Source organism: Acetobacter garciniae (genome assembly GCF_017377735.1).
Classification (GTDB): Bacteria; Pseudomonadota; Alphaproteobacteria; order Acetobacterales; family Acetobacteraceae; genus Acetobacter; species Acetobacter garciniae.
The window spans coordinates 41,415-59,846 of record NZ_JAFVMH010000002.1 but is presented as its reverse complement, the minus strand read 5'-3'; the positions used below and the strand labels follow the sequence as shown (position 1 = coordinate 59,846).

Annotated in this window: 16 protein-coding genes and 1 tRNA gene; 11 read left to right on the top strand and 6 right to left on the bottom strand. The window is 67.0% G+C overall.

The window, feature by feature from the left end:
* The first annotated feature begins 171 nt into the window (after positions 1-171).
* The 3 genes from trxA (at position 172) to J2D77_RS04205 (ending at position 3,141) form a co-directional block, all read left to right on the top strand.
* On the top strand, positions 172-498 hold the full coding sequence (gene trxA, locus J2D77_RS04215) for a thioredoxin TrxA (protein WP_207845074.1): 327 nt from the start codon (positions 172-174) through the stop codon (positions 496-498).
* 302 nt (positions 499-800) lie between these two features.
* On the top strand, positions 801-1,706 hold the full coding sequence (gene accD / locus J2D77_RS04210) for an acetyl-CoA carboxylase, carboxyltransferase subunit beta (protein WP_207845073.1): 906 nt from the start codon (positions 801-803) through the stop codon (positions 1,704-1,706).
* A 46-nt stretch (positions 1,707-1,752) separates the two neighbouring features.
* A complete protein-coding gene (locus J2D77_RS04205; protein WP_207845633.1) occupies positions 1,753-3,141 on the top strand; it encodes a bifunctional folylpolyglutamate synthase/dihydrofolate synthase in 1,389 nt (462 codons plus the stop codon).
* A 232-nt stretch (positions 3,142-3,373) separates the two neighbouring features.
* Here J2D77_RS04205 and J2D77_RS04200 read toward each other — a convergent pair.
* Positions 3,374-3,448 (bottom strand) — tRNA-Thr (locus tag J2D77_RS04200).
* 136 nt (positions 3,449-3,584) lie between these two features.
* Between J2D77_RS04200 and cysS the strand changes: the two genes are divergently transcribed.
* Together cysS and J2D77_RS04190 are read left to right on the top strand one after the other, a co-directional pair.
* Positions 3,585-4,994, top strand: coding sequence for a cysteine--tRNA ligase (gene cysS, locus J2D77_RS04195; protein ID WP_207845072.1), 1,410 nt, complete (start codon positions 3,585-3,587; stop codon positions 4,992-4,994).
* A 49-nt stretch (positions 4,995-5,043) separates the two neighbouring features.
* Positions 5,044-5,838, top strand: a complete 795-nt coding sequence (locus J2D77_RS04190; protein WP_207845071.1) for an RNA methyltransferase — start codon at positions 5,044-5,046, stop codon at positions 5,836-5,838.
* A 254-nt stretch (positions 5,839-6,092) separates the two neighbouring features.
* Here J2D77_RS04190 and J2D77_RS04185 read toward each other — a convergent pair whose 3' ends face one another.
* Both J2D77_RS04185 and J2D77_RS04180 read right to left on the bottom strand, forming a co-directional pair.
* Positions 6,093-6,758: an alpha/beta hydrolase gene (locus J2D77_RS04185; RefSeq protein WP_207845070.1), complete on the bottom strand. Its 666-nt coding sequence runs from the start codon at positions 6,756-6,758 to the stop codon at positions 6,093-6,095.
* Between the two features lie 181 nt (positions 6,759-6,939).
* Complete coding sequence (locus tag J2D77_RS04180; RefSeq protein WP_207845069.1) at positions 6,940-7,122, bottom strand: hypothetical protein; 183 nt, start codon at positions 7,120-7,122, stop codon at positions 6,940-6,942.
* Between the two features lie 169 nt (positions 7,123-7,291).
* Between J2D77_RS04180 and J2D77_RS04175 the strand changes: the two genes are divergently transcribed.
* The 6 genes from J2D77_RS04175 (at position 7,292) to J2D77_RS04150 (ending at position 13,278) form a co-directional block, all read left to right on the top strand.
* Positions 7,292-8,482, top strand: coding sequence for a cysteine desulfurase family protein (locus tag J2D77_RS04175; RefSeq protein ID WP_207845068.1), 1,191 nt, complete (start codon positions 7,292-7,294; stop codon positions 8,480-8,482).
* Positions 8,479-9,657, top strand: a complete 1,179-nt coding sequence (locus J2D77_RS04170; RefSeq protein WP_207845067.1) for a cysteine desulfurase family protein — start codon at positions 8,479-8,481, stop codon at positions 9,655-9,657. The genes J2D77_RS04175 and J2D77_RS04170 overlap by 4 nt, the downstream gene beginning before the upstream one ends.
* Positions 9,658-9,749: 92 nt before the next feature.
* On the top strand, positions 9,750-10,064 hold the full coding sequence (locus J2D77_RS04165; RefSeq protein WP_207845066.1) for a ferredoxin family 2Fe-2S iron-sulfur cluster binding protein: 315 nt from the start codon (positions 9,750-9,752) through the stop codon (positions 10,062-10,064).
* A gap of 33 nt (positions 10,065-10,097) precedes the next feature.
* Positions 10,098-11,180 (top strand): tRNA 2-thiouridine(34) synthase MnmA, encoded by a 1,083-nt coding sequence (gene mnmA, locus J2D77_RS04160; RefSeq protein ID WP_207845065.1) that lies wholly within the window; start codon positions 10,098-10,100, stop codon positions 11,178-11,180.
* A gap of 254 nt (positions 11,181-11,434) precedes the next feature.
* The gene (locus J2D77_RS04155) at positions 11,435-12,106 is read left to right on the top strand and encodes a glutathione S-transferase (protein ID WP_207845064.1); all 672 of its coding nucleotides are present in this window, start codon (positions 11,435-11,437) and stop codon (positions 12,104-12,106) included.
* 71 nt (positions 12,107-12,177) lie between these two features.
* Entirely contained in the window at positions 12,178-13,278 is a 1,101-nt protein-coding gene (locus tag J2D77_RS04150; protein WP_207845632.1) for a glycosyltransferase family 4 protein, read from the top strand.
* A 25-nt stretch (positions 13,279-13,303) separates the two neighbouring features.
* Here J2D77_RS04150 and J2D77_RS04145 read toward each other — a convergent pair whose 3' ends face one another.
* From J2D77_RS04145 to J2D77_RS04135, 3 genes are all read right to left on the bottom strand, one after another.
* Entirely contained in the window at positions 13,304-14,026 is a 723-nt protein-coding gene (locus J2D77_RS04145; RefSeq protein ID WP_230975581.1) for an RluA family pseudouridine synthase, read from the bottom strand.
* Positions 14,027-14,201: 175 nt separating this feature from the next.
* Entirely contained in the window at positions 14,202-17,072 is a 2,871-nt protein-coding gene (locus J2D77_RS04140) for a DNA translocase FtsK (RefSeq protein ID WP_207845062.1), read from the bottom strand.
* Positions 17,073-17,241: 169 nt separating this feature from the next.
* Entirely contained in the window at positions 17,242-18,411 is a 1,170-nt protein-coding gene (locus tag J2D77_RS04135; protein ID WP_207845061.1) for a glycosyltransferase, read from the bottom strand.
* Between the last annotated feature and the right edge of the window lie 21 nt (positions 18,412-18,432).

The following is an 18,432-nucleotide window of genomic DNA, read 5'->3' as shown; positions in this document are numbered from 1 at the left end:
CTTGCCGCACCCGAGGCGCGGCCTTGCATGGTGTGGGATGGGCCGCTGGCGTGGGCCCGCGCACCATGTTGGGCATGACATCTTGACCCCGGCCCGCGCCACCTTAAGTGTAGAACTCTCATCATGCCCCACCCCGTCTTGTGGGCAGCGTACAGACAAGGAACCAGGAAAATGAGTGAACATACGCTTGCTGTCAGCGATTCCAGCTTCGACAAGGATGTGCTGAAGGCGTCCGGCCTGGTGCTGGTGGATTTCTGGGCGGAATGGTGCGGCCCATGCAAGATGATCGGCCCGACGCTGGAAGACCTGGGCCGTGAAATGCAGGGCAAGCTGACCGTCGCCAAGGTCAATATCGACGAAAACCCCGTCACCCCCAATACCTATGGCGTGCGCAGCATCCCCACCCTCATGCTGGTGCGTGATGGCAAGGTGGTGGACACCAAGGTGGGCGCGCTGCCCAAGAGCCAGCTCAAGGCCTGGGTGGAAGCCGCCGCCTGAACCGTCCTGCGGGGGCATTCTTTCCCCCGCAGGACCATCCCGTTTGAACGCCCCCGCCCCCCTTTGCCCCCGGGGTTTTTCCCGCGTTCGATAGGCACAACCGGGCCGTGCGGGGATGTGTCCGCCCCGGTGGCGCGGGGGGCTTTGCATGCGGGGCATGGGCCGCCCCCGTTCTGGCGTGGCGGGTGGCAATGCCGGGGGCGGTCGCCCCGATTGTCTCATAACGCTTGGCAGAACGGTGCGAGCGGCGTAATGCAGGCGGGCAGTCCGTAAGCCCAGTACAAGGTTCAACAAGGTTCAAGATGAGCTGGATCACCGAATACGTCCGTCCCAAAATTCGCGGTCTTCTCAAGCGCGAAGTGCCGGATAACCTGTGGACCACGTGCGAATCCTGCAATCAGATGCTTCTGACCAAGGAACTGCACAAGAACCTGAACGTGTGCCCGCATTGCGGCCACCATATGCGCGCCTCGGTCATCGATCGCCTGAAATGGACGTTCGACAATGCGGAATTCAACCGTATCGAACTGCCGCAGGCCCCCATCGACCCGCTGGGCTTTCGCGACCAGAAGAAATACACCGACCGCCTGAAGGATGCGCGCGCCAAAAGCCATCTGGACGAATCGCTGGTGGTCGCCCATGGCACCATCGGCGGGCACCCGGCCGTGGTCGGGGTCATGGCGTTCGAATTCATGGCCGGGACCATGGGGGCGGCCTTTGGCGAACGCTTCGTGGCTGCCGCCCGCCTGGCCATCCTGCAAAAAGCCCCGCTGGTGGTGTTTACCGCGTCGGGCGGGGCCCGCATGCAGGAAGGCGTGATCAGCCTGATGCAGATGCCCCGCACCACCGTGGCCGTGCAGATGCTGCGTGACGCGGGCCTGCCCTATATCGTCGTGCTGACCAACCCCACAACGGGGGGTGTCACGGCTTCCTTCGCCATGCTGGGCGATGTGCAGATCGCCGAACCCAATGCCCTGATCGGGTTTGCGGGCCCCCGCGTGATCGAGGACACCGTGCGCGAAAAGCTGCCCGAAGGCTTCCAGCGTTCGGAATACCTGCTCGATCACGGCATGCTGGACATGGTGGTGGTTCGCAAGGCCCTGCCCGCCACGCTGGCGCGGGTCATTGGCCTGCTCATGCGCGCGCCGGCCGATGTTGTGGCCCCACCCCCGCGCCAGCCGACTGCCCCTGCTGTCGCGGCCGAGTAAGCAGCGCGTGTCAGAACAGTCCGGCGCCGTGCGCGCGGCTGGGCCCATGGCCGAATTCAGCGGCCGCCCGGGTGAAATTCTCGAACGGCTCAACCGCCTTTACCCGGCCCTGATCGACCTCTCGCTCGACCGGCTCAAGGCGTTGCTGGCCCGTCTGGGCCACCCCGAAGACAGGCTGCCCCCCGTCATTCACGTGGCGGGCACCAACGGCAAGGGCAGCACCTGTGCCACCCTGCGCGCCATTGCGGAGGCGGCAGGCTGGCGGGTGCATGTCATGACATCGCCCCATCTGGTGGACGTGACCGAGCGCTTTCGCGTGGCAGGCCATCTGGTGGGTGAGACCGAACTGGTCGCAACGCTGGAAGAGATCGAACGGGTGAACGCGGGTGCGCCCATTACCGTGTTCGAGGTGCTGACGGCAGCGGGCTTCCTGCTGTTCGCGCGCCATCCGGCCGATCTGGCCATTATCGAGGTCGGGCTGGGCGGGCGGTGTGACGCCACAAATGTGCTGCGCCGTGTCGCGGCCTGCGTCATTACCTCCATCTCGCGCGATCATGAGGCTTTTCTGGGCGAGACCCTGGGCGCCATAGCCATGGAAAAGGCGGGTATCTTCAAGCCCGGCGTGCCCGCCGTCACGGGCAGGCAGAACCCCGAGGTCCAGGCCGTTCTCAAGGCGGAAGCCAGCCGGGTGGGAACCCCGCTCGCCTGCGGGGGAGAGGACTGGAGCATTGCCGTGGGTCCAGGCCCCGCCGATCTGTCCAGCCCCGGGCAGGGCGGGAGCGGTGCAGCCGCGGGCGAAGACAATGGCGCCCATTCGGCCCCTGCCTCCCAAAAGCCCGGCCTGGTGCTGACCGATGCGCAGGGCACGCTGCACCTGCCCACGCCAAGCCTGCCCGGCCCATGGCAGATCGAAAATGCGGGGCTTGCGGTGGAGGCATTGCGCCTGTCGGGTCTGGCTGTACCGCAGGCAGGCTGGCAGGGTGTGGGCCGCGTATCCTGGCCTGCGCGCATGCAGCGCCTGCATGGTGCTTTGGCCGCCATGCTGCCCCCCGGCTGGGAATTATGGCTCGATGGCGGGCACAATCCCGGTGCGGGGGCCGCTCTGGCCCAGGCCCTGCAAGGCTGGTCGGACAGGCCGGTGCATTTGCTGGTGGGCATGAAGCAGACCAAGGATGCCTCGGGCTTTCTGGGCCCTGTCCTGCCTTATGCGACCGATATCTGGGCCATTTGCGAACCCGAGCAGCATCTGGCCCTGCCGGTCGAGGCCATTGTGGCGGCCTCGGGCGGGAAGGCGCATGTCGGCCCCACCCTGGCGCGCGCGCTGGGCGCCTTGGCGGCGGGGGCGGAGCATACTGGCCCGGCCCGCGTGCTGATCTGCGGCAGCCTGTATCTGGCCGGCGTGGCCCTTAAACAGGATGGCTGGCGCGCAAGCTGAACCTGCGTGCCGAGCGGCGTGGCGGGGATGCGGGCATGGGCATGGCACCCGGTGCGATCGGTGGCTCGGGGTACAAGGAAACCGTGCGGCAGGGGCGCGGGGACTCGGGCGCGGTCTGGCCGCAAATGCGCAAAACGGGGTGTCGCGCAGGGCCTTGGCCGGGCTGGCGATAGAGCGTGCAGCGCATACCGGTAATCTGGCAGGGCCTGCTGGCAGGTTCGTGAAGAAGAAGTGGTGCCCCCAGTAGGATTTGAACCCACGACCTACCGCTTACAAGGCGGTTGCTCTACCACTGAGCTATAAGGGCACGCGGCACCTCTGTGCAGGGCCGGACTATAAGCGGGAAGGGTGCTGTTTCGTCAAGTCCTGTTTTTGGCCCGATCCATGCTTTTTGGTGACGGGGCATATTGCATCGCCTGTGCTGCTGGCGCATCTAGGCGGGCATGCCGCACGAACTTCCTCCATCCCCGCCAAGCCTCGTCCTGCACGACAGCCAGCGCCGCGCTACCGTGCCGTTTGAACCGCTCGATCCAGCGCATGTGAAGGTCTATTACTGTGGGCCCACGGTGTACGATCTGGCCCATATCGGCAACCTGCGCGCGATGCTGACGGCGGACGTGCTGGTGCGCCTGCTGCGCCACCTGTACCCGCGCGTGACCTTCGTGCGCAATATTACGGATGTGGATGACAAGATCACCGCCCGGGCCCGCGCCAATAACGAAGACATCGCCGCCCTGACCGCCCGCACCACGGACGAATTCCATCAGGATCTGGCAGCCCTGGGCGTGCTGCCGCCCGATATCGAACCGCGCGCGACCCATAACATTGCGCAGATGCAGGAGATGATCGCCCGGCTGATCGCCAATGGCCACGCGTACGAAGCGCAGGGCCATGTGCTGTTCTCCGTCGGTTCGTTCGCCTCCTACGGTGCGCTGTCGGGCCGCAACCCGGACGAGCTTGAAGCCGGAGCCCGGGTGGAGGTCGCTCCCTACAAGCAGGCGCCGGGCGATTTCGTGCTGTGGAAACCCTCAGACGCAGACCAGCCGGGGTGGGACAGCTCCTGGGGCCGGGGTCGTCCGGGCTGGCATATCGAATGCTCGGCCATGTCGCACCGCTATCTGGGCGACAGTTTCGATATTCACGGTGGCGGGTCGGACCTGTTGTTCCCCCACCATGAAAACGAACGCGCGCAAAGCCTGTGCTGCTTCCCGGGCGGGCGTTTCGCCAATTACTGGGTGCATAACGCCATGCTGCTGGTCGATGGCGAGAAAATGTCCAAATCCCTGGGCAATTTCCTGACCATCCGCGACGCGCTGGCCCAGGCCCCGGCTGAAGCGCTGCGGCTTCTGCTGCTGGGCGCGCATTATCGCTCCACCCTCAATTACACGCAGGCCGGCTTGCTTGAGGCCCGCCGCACGCTGGACAGGTTCTATCGTGCACTGGAAAACTGCGGCCTTACGGGCGAGGACGAGACCGCTCCAGTCAGTGCGGACGCGCCCGATCAGATACCACCCGGTGTGCTGGCGGCCCTGAGCGATGACCTCAACACCCCGTTGGCCATTGCCGAACTGCACGCTCTGGCAGGTCAGGCGCTGGCGGGTGACAAGGCAGCGGCCTATGCGCTTCGCGCCGGGGCCCGGCTCATGGGGCTTTTGCAGACAACGCCGGAGGAATGGTTCCGCGGTGGCGTGCCCCAGGATGACGACAAGCTGATCGAAACGCTGATCGCCGAACGCCTGGCCGCGCGCAAGGCGCGGGATTTTGCCCGGGCTGATGCCGTGCGTGACCAGTTGCAGGCTATGGGCATCGTTCTGGAAGACACACGCGACGGCACAAGCTGGAGGCGCGCATGATCAGGTTCAGCCCCAGCGTGGTGCAAATCCGCCATGAAGGAACCCAACCATGACCGGGCGTGACGGCGGGGCTGCGCTGGAGCCGTTGGGTAATACGCCGGTCGTCATTCTGGTGCGCCCGCAAATGGCCGAGAATGTCGGCACCACGGCGCGGGCCATGGCCAATGGCGGGCTGTTTCACCTGCGTCTTGTCGCCCCGCGCGATGGCTGGCCGCAGGAACGCGCGTGGCGCGCGGCCTCCGGCGCGGATCGTATTCTGGATGCGGCGACGGTCCACCCCACGGTGGACGACGCCATAGCCGACCTGCATCACGTATTCGCCACCTGCCCGCGGCCACGCCATATTGTCAAAACCGTGCTGACCGCGCGCGGTGGTGCGGCCGAATTGCGGGCGGCCACGCAGCGCGGGCTGAAGGTGGGCCTGCTGTTCGGCCCCGAACGCGCGGGGCTGGATAATGAGGACATGGCCCGCGCGGATGCGCTGATCCGCTATCCGCTGAACCCGGCTTTCATGTCGCTCAACCTGGCGCAGGCGGTCATGATCATGGCGTATGAATGGTGGATGGCGGCGGACACCACGCCTGCGCGTACGCTCATGACGAACGAGACCCATGTGGCCACCAAGGGCGAGCTTGAAAACTTCATGGGCCATCTGGTGCGCGAGCTTGAGGACTGCGGCTTTCTGCGCAACGCCCAGAAACGCCCCGGCATGGTGCGCAACCTGCGCCATTTCTTCACGCGTGGTGAGGTCACGGAGCAGGAACTGCGCACGCTGCACGGCGTGATCCGCGAACTGGCCCACCCGCACCGGCTGCCGGAAGACGAAAAAGCAACGTCAAAATAAGCCATTGATAAAAAATGAGAAAAGTTTTTGGTGAAGCTTTTTTCAAAAAGCTTCAAAGACCACCGTCTTTTCAGAAAAAGGCGACCCCCGAAAACTTTTACGCATTTGCGCAGTCCGCAGGCCCGACAACAGATTTTCCGGCCCCGTAAAACAAAAAACCCCCGCCTGCGCACAGGTGGGGGTTTTTTGTTGGCCTGTCATGTTCCCACCCGTGGCCCCGCAAGGAGGCCGCGCGATGGCGATGGGGCTGTTTTTCAGTCCGCCGCCAGGGGCATGTGCAACTGGGCCATGGTCTTGGTCACGTGTTCTTCCACCGCGTCGGTCACCTTGTCGACCTGCTTGGCGAAGATATGGTCCGCATCGGGGTAGACGCGGTAATCGACACTGACACCTTTCTGGGTGTTCAGCTTGTCCACCAGCTTGCGAATGGCAGGTTCGGGGGCCATGTCGTCCTTGCCGCCCGCGATCATCAGCCCGCTACACGGACAGGGTGCGAGAAAGCCGAAATCGTAATGGGCGGCGGGGGGTGCGATGCTGATCCAGCCCGTGATTTCGGGGCGGCGCATCAGCAACTGCATGCCCACGAACGCCCCGAAGGAATAGCCCGCGATCCACAGCCCGCTGGCATTGGGGTTGACCATCTGCATCCAGTCGAGTGCGGCTGCCGCATCCGAAATTTCGCCAATGCCGCCGTCAAACCGGCCTTGCGACCGCCCGACCCCGCGCGAATTGTAGCGCATGACCGAAAAGCCCATTTTTTCAAACGAGCGGTACAGCGCGTAGGTAATGCGGTTGTTCATGGTGCCGCCGTGCAGCGGGTGTGGATGCAGCACGAGGGCAAGCGGGGCGTTGGGCTCGTTTGAATGGTGATAGCGCCCTTCGAGACGACCATCAGGGCCGGCAAACATAACCTCAGGCATGTAGGTTCCGCTTGATCAGGGAAAGCGTCCATGGGCATGACGCTTCCAGGTTTGATGACCGCTCCGGCGGGGAACGATGCCACGTTCCGTGCCAGGGCGCGCGAGGTGAAAGCCCCGCAGAAACTTTAGTCGGCACCCATGCGTTCGCCATAGGGAATGGCAGTGGCGGGCATGGGGTGTTTCAGACACATGGTGTCTGAAACGTGGTCATGAAAGAGGACATGCGGGCGTAGGCGTTGACCTTGTACGCAAGGCAGGCATAATCGGGGAACGTCATTAAACGAATGCCATGCACTGGAATGCTGTTTTCCTGACTGTGTGACAGGATATCCCCTTTGGCGACATGTCCTGTGGCGCTGACCATGTGGCCTTCTATAGCGGCTGTGTGGCCCGGATTTCCACATAAATCGTTATAATGGCTGTCTTGCGGTCAACGCAGCCTGGGGGGCTTGCACTCCCGTGCGGCAAACGCCCCGATAGAAGCCCCGGTTCGATACGCGTGCGGACCGGCCCGTGAACGGAATGTCCAGACCATGACCACCCCCAGCGCCGGCAGCGCCCCCGGCACGGAGCCCACCTACCTGGATGCCAATGCCACCGAACCGCTGCGCCCGGCGGCCGGGGCCGCCATGCTGGATGCGGCGCGCCTGGTGGGCAACCCGTCCTCCGTCCATGGGGCGGGGCGGGCGGCCCGCGCGATGCTGGAAAACGCACGCTCCACCGTGGCGCGCAGGCTGGGGGTGGAAGCGCTGAACTGCGTGTTTACTTCAGGCGGGACAGAGGCGAACGTGCTGGCCATGCACGGGCTGGGCGGGGGCCGGCGGTTCCTGATCGGGCGAACGGAACACGATGCCGTAAGAAAGGGCGTGCCCCCCACGGCCGCGGGCCCGATCGAATGGCTGGAGGTCGGGGCTGACGGGCAGGTGCGGCTCGACCTGCTGGAACAAAGTCTGGCGCGCAGGGATGCGGCCCCCGCTTTCGTGTGCCTGATGCTGGCCAATAACGAAACCGGCGTGCTGCACCCCATGGCGGAGGTCGCGCGCCTTTGCACGCATTACGGGGCGCATCTGCATGTCGATGCCGTGCAGGGTGCAGGCCGGTTCGACATTTCGGTGCGTGAGCAGGGCTTTGGTAGCGTGGCCTGTTCGGGCCACAAGATGGGCGGGCCCAAGGGTGCGGGGGCGCTGCTGCTGGGTGGGCCGGCCCCGACCCGGCTTGATCCCATTTTCGAAGGTGGGGGGCAGGAACAGGGCAGGCGGGGCGGCACGCAGGCCCTGCCCGCCATTGCCGGACTTGCCGCCGCCCTGGAGGAAGGGCTGGACAACCCGCGCGACCTGGCCCCCCTGCGCGACCGGCTTGAACATGCGGCGGTGCAGGCGGGGGCCGTGGTCTGCGGGGCCGGGGCCGCGCGGCTGGCCAATACAAGCTGCCTGGCCCTGCCGGGACGGCGCGCGCAGGGGCAGTTGATGCGCCTTGACCTGGACGGGCTTTGCGTTTCCGCCGGGTCGGCCTGTTCGTCGGGCAAGGTGGCGTTTTCGCACGTGCTGGACGCCATGGGGCTGGGGCCACTGGCAGGCCAGGCCGTGCGCGTGTCCCTGCCGTGGAACGTGACGGCCGCTGGCGTGGAACGCTTCATGGCCGCGTATACAGCCATGGCCGCCGCCACGCGGGAGACCGCCGAGCCCATGGCAGGCAACGTCCCCGCCGGGGTGGTGCGTGCATGAGCGCGCTGTATTTCGACCACGCCGCCACCACGCCGTGCGACCCGCATGCGCGTGCCGTGCTGGTGGCGGCCCTCGAACATGACAACGCCAACCCTCACAGTACCACGCATGAGCCCGGGCTTGCCGCCGCCCGCATGGTGGAAAAGGCCCGCGCGCATGTGGCCGACCTGATCGGGGCGCAACCCCGTGAAATCGTGTTTACCTCTGGCGCGACGGAGGCCAATAACCTTGCCATCAAGGGGGCGGTGCGCCACCTGGCGGCCATGGGCAGCGCGCGCAGGCGCGTGGTGACCGTGGCGACCGAGCATAAATGCGTGCTGCAAAGCGTTGCCGATCTGGGGCGTGAGGGGTTCGAGCCCGTGATTCTGCCGGTGGAACCCGATGGCCGCCTGGCCCCGGGCGTGCTGGCCCACGCGCTGGCCGAGCCCACGGCCCTGGTCTCCATCGCTGCGGCCAATAACGAAACGGGCGTGCTGCAGGACCTGGACATGCTGGGGGCGATGGTGCGCGAAAGCGGGGCCCTGCTGCATTCGGACATGGCGCAGGCGGCGGGCAAGATCGCGGTGGATGTGCGGGCCACACCTTTGGCCCTGGCCTCCATTTCCGGGCATAAATTATACGGGCCCAAGGGGGTGGGGGCGCTGTTCGTGCGCCACCGCCCGCGCGTGCGGCTGGAACCGCTGTTTTCGGGCGGCGGGCAGGAACGCGGCTTTCGCTCGGGCACGCTGCCGGGCTTCCTGATCGCGGGGTTTGGCGAAGCCTGCCGAATCGCGGCCGCGCAGATGGGGGTGGATGCCGCACACCTGGCCGCCTTGCAGGAGATTTTTCTCGACCATCTGGGCCGCACCCTGCCCGGCTGCGTGGTGAACGCTGCCCATACCCCGCGCCTGCCGGGCATTTTCAGCCTGCGCCTGCCCCACGGCGTGCGCGCGCTGGACGTGCTGGCCATTATGGGGGAGATGCCCAACCCCGTTCAGGCCTCGCTCGGTTCGGCCTGTTCCTCGGCCGAACTGGCGCCGTCCTACGTGCTTGAAGCCATGGGGTTGACTGCGGATGAGGCAGGAAGGAGCTTGCGTCTGTCCCCCGGACGTTTTACCTCAGCCGCCGATGCGCTCAATGCGGCCGGGACAATCGCGCAGGCAGCCTTGCGGGTGCGTGCGGCGGCCCAGCCGTAAGCGGTGCGATACAGGTGGTGCGACAGGCCCGCTCTTGCGCGGGTCGTGCAGGCCGCTACCGCCACGCAATTTCTTTGGCAGGATAAGAACCAATGCCCCAGATGACGTTTGTTGAACAGGACGGAACCGAACGCACGGTGGATGCGCCGGTGGGCCTGTCCGTGCTGGAAATCGCGCATAAGCACGATATCGATATCGAAGGTGCGTGCGAAGGATCGCTGGCCTGTGCCACCTGCCATGTGGTGGTGGACCCCGCCTGGGCCGACAGGCTGAGCCAGCCCACCGATGACGAGGAAGACATGCTGGACCTGGCCTTCGGGCTGGAAAAGACATCGCGGCTGGGTTGCCAGATCGTCATGACAGACGCGCTCGACGGGCTTGTCGTGCGTCTGCCGCGCAAGGCCTGAAAGGGCCGCACAGTAAAAAGGTAGGCCGTCATCATGCGTATTCTCGTCGCCATGTCCGGGGGAGTGGACAGTTCCGTCGTCGCCGCCCGCCTGCAGGAGGAAGGGCATGAAGTGGTGGGGGCCACCCTGCAACTGTACGACTCGCGCAAGGCGGCCAAGAAAGGCGCGTGCTGCGCGGGCCAGGATATTCGCGACGCCCGGGCCGTGGCCGACCGGCTGGGCTTCGCGCATTACGTGATCGACGCCGAACGCCGGTTCCAGGACAGCGTGATCGAACGCTTTGCCGATGCCTATGCGGCGGGGGAAACGCCCGTGCCCTGCGTGGCGTGCAACCAGGGCGTTAAGTTCACCGATCTGCTGGGCCTTGCGCGCGAGATCGGGGCCCAGGCCATGGCCACGGGCCATTACGTGCGCCGGGTGGAAGGCCCGCAGGGTGCCGAACTGCACCGCCCGGTGGACATCGCGCGCGACCAGAGCTGGTTTTTGTTCGCGACCACGCGCGCCCAGCTCGACTTCCTGCGCTTTCCGCTGGGTGACATGCCCGACAAGGCCAGTGTCCGGCGCGAGGCGGAGCGGTTCGGCCTGGTGGTGGCGAACAAGCCCGACAGTCAGGACCTGTGCTTTGTCAGCGACGGCTCCTATGTCGATCTGGTGGAGCGCATGCACCCCGAAATGGCGGGCCCGGGTGAAATCGTGGACCGTCACGGCCATGTGGTGGGCCAGCATGAAGGCGTCATGCGTTTTACCGTGGGCCAGAGCAAGCGGCTGGGCAACGCCGCCCGGCTGGATGGCGAACGCCAGATGGTGGTGGGCGTGGAACCGGGCCGCAAGCGCGTGATCATCGGCCCGCGTGAGGGGGCTTATACCAGCACGCTGAGCGTACGCGACGTGAACTGGCTGGTGGACGCCCCGCCCGAAGGGCTGGTGTGCGATGTGCAGATGCGCGCGCGTGAAGCCCCGCGTGCGGCACGGGTGGTGCCCATGGCAGGCGGGGGCGCGCAGGTGTTCCTGAACGAGCCCGCCATGCCCGCCCCCGGGCAGGCCTGTGTTTTCTACCGCGATACCCGCATTCTGGGTGGCGGCTTCATCCGCCGGGCCGAAGGGCTGGCGGCCTGAACATCACCGCTCGGTCGGGCCGGTGGTCGGGCCGGTGGTCTAGGTACTGCCCGGCGTGTACGATAGGCTCGGTAGGCGTTCGCGCCCACGGGCAGTCGGGCGGGACACCCTGCCGGAATCCTGATGGGCAAACCGGCGGCTCACCCCGTCCGGGCGTTCGCAAGCGTATTCCATAGCGGGATACAGGGTCAGACACGGGCTTCCTGTTGCGTGGTGCGAGCGGGGGTTTGGCAATGCCGGGAAAGGGATAGGGCATGGCGGATGGCAGGCTGGTTATCGGCACGCAGCGATATTCCTCCTGGTCGTTGCGGGGGTGGTTGTCCGTGCGTCTGGCGGGGCTGGATGTCACGATCGAGACCGTGCGCCTGGCGGGCGGGGGGCAGACAACCGCACTCAAGACCCTCTCGCCCAATGGCTGCGTGCCTTATCTGGAACACAAGGGCGCGGTTGTGTGGGATTCGCTTTCCATTGCCGAATACTGCGCGGAATTCGCGCCCGCCCTCTGGCCTGCCGATCGGTGCGAGCGTGCGCACGCGCGTTCCATCGCGGCGGAGATGCATTCGGGCTTTCGGGCCGTGCGCAGTGCGCTGCCCATGAATCTGGGCCGCCTGAACCGCCCCGGCCCCGCCCCGCTGGCTGAGGACACCTGCCGCGATATCGCACGGATTGATGCGATCTGGACCGGACAGCGCCAGACCCACGCCCAGCAGGGGCCGTACCTGTTCGGGGCCGATTTCACCAATGCGGATGCGATGTTCGCCCCCGTCGTGTGCCGGTTTCTCTCCTTTGGCGTGCCTGGCCTGTCTGATGCGTCACGCGCCTACATGGCGGCGGTGCGCGCCCATCCGCTGATGGAGGAATGGTACCGCCAGGCCGCCAGCGAACCGCAGGACTGGCAACTGGACATGTACGAAAGCCTGCCCTGAGGGCACGCGGCATGCCCATTCCATCCTCCATGGTGCACACCACCGGCTCCGGCGGGTCCGGGCAGGCGGGCATGCCCGCGCTGCGGGTCATGACCGTGTTGCCGCCAAGGGAGCATTTTGCCGAGGCCGAGGCCGGGGCTATCGCCATTCTGGTCCACCGCATGGCCCGGCCGGGGGAAAGTGTGGTGGGGCGCGCACTCCTTGGCGCCCCTTATGCGGATGTGCCGTTTCTGGCCGTGCCACGGGTGTTCCTGCCCCTGCGCAGGCAGGCGCGGTACGCGGCTGGCGTAGCCAGGCTGGTCCGGCAGGTCCGCCCCGACCTGGTGGAGGTGCATAACCGCGCCGACCTGGCACTGGCGCTGCGTCGGTGGTGCCCGGGTGTGCCGATCATGCTGGTGCTGCATAACGATCCGTGCGGCATGCGCGGGGCCAGCACCCCGGCCGAGCGCACGTTGCTGGCCCGGCAGGTGGCGGTGGTGGCGGTTTCCGAATGGCTGCGGCTGCGCTTTGTCAGCGGCGGCGTGCAGGCCTGTGTGTCGGTCCTGCCCAACAGCCTGGATTATACGCAGCTTCCGCCGCCTGCCACCCGGGAAAACCTTGTGCTGTTCGCGGGCCGGGTGGTGGCGGACAAGGGGGCGGATGCGTTCGTTGCCGCGTGCAGGACCCTGCTGCCCCGCTACCCGCGCTGGCGGGCCGAAATACTGGGTGCCGACAGGTTTGGCCCCCATTCGCCCGAAACGGGGTTCCTGCGGCAGTTGCGGGCCGATGCCGCATTGGCCGGGGTAAGCCTGCGCGGCGTGGTCCCGCATGCGCAGGTGCTCCAGGCCATGAGCAGGGCCGCTTTGGTGGTGGTCCCCAGCCGCTGGGCCGAACCCTTTGGCATGGTGGCGCTGGAAGCCATGGGGTGTGGGGCGGCCCTGGTGGTGTCGCGCAATGGCAACCTGCCCGACCTTGCAGGCCCCGCAGCCCTGTATGCCGACCCCGATAGCCTGCCCACCCTGACAGGGGCCATGGAGCAACTGATGAACGATGCGGGCCTGCGCGCAAGCCTTGGGGCCGCCGGGCGCAGGCGGGCCGCCTGCTTCGACAGCCGCGCCATTGCCGTGCAGCGCGAACACCTGCATGCCGAAATCGTGCGGGCCTGGCCGGGCAAGGGGCTGTTTCAGGCCTGATCCGGACCGTGACAGGCTGGCTGCTTTACGGGCAGCCCATCTTGTCTTCATCCCCTTGCCAACCGCAGGCATGCAGGGCGGTGCGCATGCCCGCGCGCGGGGGCGCCACGGCGGTAATGACGGGGGAGAGCGGCAGGCTGAGGCTGCGGGCCAGCAGGTGCAGGCCCTGGCTGTGGGCTGTGCCGTAAAGGGCGTCGCCCGTAATGGGCCAGCCCATGGCGGCACAATGCACGCGTGCCTGGTGCGTGCGCCCGGTTTGCAGGGTCAGTTCCAGCCAGGTCTTGCCCCCGCCCCGGCCCAGAACGCGCCATGTCGTGCTGGCCGCCTGCGCGTCGCTCCCTTTGCCGCCCTGCTGGCTAACCCCCTTGCCGCCTTCCTTGCGGTTCGTATTCCGCGCATTTTCCGCGCCCGCGCCATCTTCCCCATCGCAATCCACGGCATGCATGCGCCAGCCGGCGGGGGTGGAGATTTTCACCAGCGGGAATGTCATGCGCCCGTGTGCTTCCTGCGGCCCGCCATCCACCACGGCCCAGTAGGTCTTGTGCACGCGGTGCGCGGCAAAGGCCTGTTGCAGTGTAACAAGGGGTTGCTTGCGCAGGGCTATGGCCAGGCAGCCCGACGTATCGGTATCCAGCCGGTGGGCCAGCCATGGCCCGTCCCTGCGGCGTGAAAGCTGGGGGAACCAGTCTTCCACGCTCGGGCCACCGGCAGGGCCTGCATGGACGGGCAGCCCAGCGGGCTTGTCCAGGATCACCACATGGTTGTCGCTGTACAGAACGGGTGGCGTGGCGGGGAAAACAGCGGGGGCAGGTCCGGCAGCGCCACGGGGCGCGGGCGGGGTGATGCTGGGGGACGGGCCAGGAGTGCCGCTCGGGCCGCCACGGCAGGCGGCGGAGCGGACAGCGCGGGGGAGGGGCATATTTTCAGTCCTCCCGGTTGGGGCCGACCAGCACCTTGCGCCGCCCCACATGGTCGGCGCGGCTGATAACCCCTTCCTTTTCCATCTGCTCGATCAGCTTGGCCGCGCGGTTGTAGCCGATGGAGAGATGGCGCTGGATGAAGGAGGTCGAGGCCTTGCCCTCCTGCGTGACAATGGCCACGGCCTCGCTGTACATGTCGGCTTCGGCGCTGTCATTGCCACTGTTGCGGCCACCGCTGCCGGATGCGGCTTCCTCCGCCGGTTCGGCCAGCACGTCATCATCGTAGATCGGCTCGCCCTGTTCCTTCAGGAAGCCGACCACCTGCTCCACCTCGTTATCGGCCACGAACGGGCCATGCACGCGGGTAATGCGGCCGCCGCCCTGCATGAACAGCATGTCACCCTGGCCCAGAAGCTGCTCGGCCCCCTGTTCGCCCAGAATGGTGCGGCTGTCGAACTTGCTGATGACCTGGAACGAAATACGGGTGGGAAAATTGGCCTTGATGGTGCCGGTGATCACATCCACCGACGGGCGCTGTGTCGCCATGATGACATGGATCCCCGCTGCGCGCGCTTTCTGCGCCAGGCGTTGCACGCAGGCGTCGATCTCCTTGCCCGCTGTCATCATCAGGTCGGCCATTTCATCGATGATCACGACGATATAGGGCATGGGGTCGAGGGTGACGGACTGTTCCTCGAACACGGGGTTGCCGGTTTCGGGGTCGAATCCGGTCTGCACGCGGCGCACCACCACCTCGCCATCCGCGCGGGCTTCCGCCGCGCGGGCGTTGTAGCCCGCGATATTCCGCACCTGCAGATGCGCCATGGTGCGGTAGCGGCGGTCCATTTCGCGCACCACCCATTTCAGGGCGTTCACCGCCTTGGGCGGTTCGGTCACGACCGGGGTCAGCAGGTGGGGAATGCCGTCATAGATCGAGAGTTCGAGCACCTTGGGGTCGATCATGATCAGGCGGCATTCATCGGGCGAAAACCGGTACAGCAGCGACAGGATCATGGCGTTCACGCCGACCGACTTGCCCGACCCCGTCGTGCCCGCCACCAGAAGATGCGGCATGCGCGCCAGATCGCTGAAGATGGCCTCCCCCGCGATGTCCTTGCCCAGGGCCAGCGGCAACTGGCCGGGGTCTTCGCGCCAGGCGGCTTCGCCCAGCAGTTCGGACAGGTACACCGTCTCGCGCGTCTGGTTGGGCACTTCGATACCCATGACATTGCGCCCCGGCACGGTGGCGATACGCACGCTCAGCACCGAAAGCGAACGCGCCACGTCATCGGCCAGGCCGATAATACGCGCCGAACGGATACCGGGTGCGGGTTCGAGTTCGTACAGCGTGACCACCGGCCCCGCACTCATGCCCACGATTCGGCCCTGCACGCCGTAATCGGCCAGCACCTGTTCCAAAAGCCGGGCGGTGGCGTTCAGCGCCTCGGGCGAGGGGCCGAGCCGCGAATGGGCGGGCGCGGGTTTGAGCAGGGTAATCGGGGGCAGTTCCCACCCGGCCTTGTGGGCCTGCGGGCCGCCGCGCGCAGGGGCGGCAGCCGGTGCGGGCTGGGGTGCTCCGGCCGAGAACAGCCGCCCCAGCAAGCCGGGCTTTGCCGGTTTTTCGCCCCCTGCCGCCGCGGCGAACGCGCCGCCGGACACAGGCTGGCCCGTGCTGGGTCCTAGGGCGCCACCCGCGGGGGTTGTGCCGCGCAGGGTGTTTTCGGGCAGCCGCGCGGCTGGCGCTGCGTCATCCCCATAGGGGCCGATGCGTGCCGGGTCGGGCTGCATGGCGGGCAGGGCGGGGCCGGCTGTCGGGCTGTCGGGGTTGTGCAGGACCAGCGCCGTGCCGGTGGCCCCGCCAATGCCGCCAACGCCACCGGCCAGCGCGCCAGGCCTGATCTGCCCAATGTTCTGCCCCATGGTTTGCCCGGTGGCCTGTGCCGCGCCCTGGCCCGCAAGGGCCGCGGTGGCGTTGGCAGCAGCAGGGCCGGCGGTCTCTCTCGCCCCGCCTGCGCGGTGCTGCCCGGCATAGGGGGTGGCGTAGGGGTCTTCGTCCTCGTCATCGAACAGGGCGCTGCCTGCTAACGTGCCATCGTAAAAGGCGTTTTGCGCCCCCACGGGGGCTCCCTCTTCCCCGTGCGGGCGGGTGTTGGCGTAGGAGCGTACGAAGCGCCGTGCCAGCCGCAGGGGCAGGCCCGCCACCAGCATGAAGGCACGTCCCAGGGCCGACCATTCCTGCCGCCGCAGGCCGGTGCCAAGGGCTGCCAGCATCACGGCCAGCAGCGCGCCCAACAGCCAGATCACCATGCCGCCCGCCGGACCGATGGCGGCCATGCCCGCGGCGATGGACGCCTGCGCGATGGATTTGCCCACCCCGCCGCCAATACCCGCCTGCGTGGGCCAGCCCACGGCGGGCAGGGCGGTAAACAGCAGCCGGATGGCGGAGAACAGGGCGCTGCAAACCGGCAGCAGGCACACGATCGCCCCCAGCCGCAGGGCCAGCAGCGGCCAGGATTCCAGGCCCAGCACGCGGTGGCTGAGAAACCGCCAGCCCCATGCCGCCAGAAGAAAGATGGGAATGACCGCCCCCAGCCCCAGCCCCTGCAAAAGCGAATCGGCCGCCAGCGCCCCTGCGGTGCCCAGCAGGTTGGTGGGCGGCTGGCCTGTTGCGGTGTTGAAGGACGGATCGGCCGGATTATAGGTGACCAGGGCCGCCAGCAGGGCGCAGGCCAGGCCGCACAGCACAAGGCCCAGTCCTTCTTCCAGGCGCAGGCGCAAGGCGCCCTTGTGGGGCTGAACGGGGTAAAGGCCTGGTTTTGTAGGGCTTGTGCGCGCCAACTGTGCGGGCTCCTCGCTCCGGTAGCCATCGCGCATGCGGCCCTGCGGCTATGGCGGGCGTCACCTGCGGGACGGAACAATATATGAAAAGGACCAATAACGTCTTCTAGCAGCGTTAGGGAGTATTGCGAACCGCAACGCATGCACCCTGGCGGGGAATTGCGGCGGTTTTGGCACTTTCGGGCTGGCTGCTGCGCGGGGCGCGTTATCCCAGCAGAAACCACAGATGAAAGACCGCCTGTTCGCACAGGCCGCCCCGGCGCATGGCCCGCAGCCGCCACAATGCGCGTAGCCTGCGCCAGCGCGCGCGGGTATCCGTGCCTTCCAGCGCCTCATGCAGCAGCAGCAGGGCCGTGACATGCTGGGGCATCAGCGCTGCGGGGCGGCCCAGCAGCGCGGCGATATTGGCGCGGAAAACACCCATGAACCGCCCCGGCCCCCGGTGCAGCGCCGCCATAGCGCGGGGCACAAAGCCGATTCGCGCCCCTACGGCATTGCCTGTGTGCTGGCGGTAGAACAGCGTGGGGGTGTTGTCGGCAATGACCGTTCCCCCCACCGCGCTGACCAGCAGATAGGCCCACCAGTCATGCAGGGTGGCGGCGGGTGGCGGCATGTTGGCGCGCACCAGGCTGACAGCGGGGGCGGACAGCACCACCGTGCAGCCGGTGGCGATATTCTGTGTCAGCGCCATCAGGAACGAAGGAGCCTGCGGCAGGTCGAACGACAAGCCGCGCGGGGTCAGGTGCCGGTCGGTCAGGATCTGGCGTGAACAGTAGAGCACGGGGTGGCCCCCGGCCCGCGGGGTGTTCTGCCGGGCGGCCCCCTGCCCGTGGCCCCCTTGCCGATCCTGCCTGTATCCGGCGGGTGAGGTTTGGGGCTGCGGGTCGGGTGGGTGGGTGCGGGCGTGGATGGCGGACAGGGCGCGTTCCAGCTTGTCGGGCAGCCACACATCGTCCTGGTCGCAAAAGGCTGCGGCACATCCTGGGGGCACGTGGTCCAGAAGGGCTGCGTAGGACCGCCCGATTCCCAGGTGCTGTTGCGCATGGGGGATGGTAATTTCCACGCAGCGCCCGGCCCCTGCGCGGGCGGCAAAGTCGCGCACAAGGGCAGCGCTGCGGTCGGCCGAGCCATCGTCGCGCCAGTAGAGCACCCAGTGCGTGCAGCTTTGTGCCATCAGCGATGCCAGAAGGGCATCCAGGTAGTCCGCCCCGTTATAGGTGGACAGCAGGATGCACACATCCGGCAGGGCCGGGGGCTGTGCGGCGGCGGGGGGTATGGCGGCAAAGGCGGGCAGGTGGGCAGGCAGCCGGTACGGGCTTATGGCCGTCCGTTCCGTGCGCAACAGCCTGCTTTGCCCTACGCTGATGGAATACACCGGATTGCGTCTTTCCTGTCC

Bases quoted from the DNA above. Each gene is read 5' to 3' on its own strand.
- trxA (WP_207845074.1), top strand. From the start codon at position 172: ATGAGTGAACATACGCTTGCTGTCAGCGATTCCAGCTTCGACAAGGAT.
- accD (WP_207845073.1), top strand. From the start codon at position 801: ATGAGCTGGATCACCGAATACGTCCGTCCCAAAATTCGCGGTCTTCTC.
- J2D77_RS04205 (WP_207845633.1), top strand. From the start codon at position 1,753: ATGGCCGAATTCAGCGGCCGCCCGGGTGAAATTCTCGAACGGCTCAAC.
- cysS (WP_207845072.1), top strand. From the start codon at position 3,585: ATGCCGCACGAACTTCCTCCATCCCCGCCAAGCCTCGTCCTGCACGAC.
- J2D77_RS04190 (WP_207845071.1), top strand. From the start codon at position 5,044: ATGACCGGGCGTGACGGCGGGGCTGCGCTGGAGCCGTTGGGTAATACG.
- J2D77_RS04185 (WP_207845070.1), bottom strand. From the start codon at position 6,758: ATGCCTGAGGTTATGTTTGCCGGCCCTGATGGTCGTCTCGAAGGGCGC.
- J2D77_RS04180 (WP_207845069.1), bottom strand. From the start codon at position 7,122: ATGGTCAGCGCCACAGGACATGTCGCCAAAGGGGATATCCTGTCACAC.
- J2D77_RS04175 (WP_207845068.1), top strand. From the start codon at position 7,292: ATGACCACCCCCAGCGCCGGCAGCGCCCCCGGCACGGAGCCCACCTAC.
- J2D77_RS04170 (WP_207845067.1), top strand. From the start codon at position 8,479: ATGAGCGCGCTGTATTTCGACCACGCCGCCACCACGCCGTGCGACCCG.
- J2D77_RS04165 (WP_207845066.1), top strand. From the start codon at position 9,750: ATGCCCCAGATGACGTTTGTTGAACAGGACGGAACCGAACGCACGGTG.
- mnmA (WP_207845065.1), top strand. From the start codon at position 10,098: ATGCGTATTCTCGTCGCCATGTCCGGGGGAGTGGACAGTTCCGTCGTC.
- J2D77_RS04155 (WP_207845064.1), top strand. From the start codon at position 11,435: ATGGCGGATGGCAGGCTGGTTATCGGCACGCAGCGATATTCCTCCTGG.
- J2D77_RS04150 (WP_207845632.1), top strand. From the start codon at position 12,178: ATGCCCGCGCTGCGGGTCATGACCGTGTTGCCGCCAAGGGAGCATTTT.
- J2D77_RS04140 (WP_207845062.1), bottom strand. From the start codon at position 17,072: ATGCGCGATGGCTACCGGAGCGAGGAGCCCGCACAGTTGGCGCGCACA.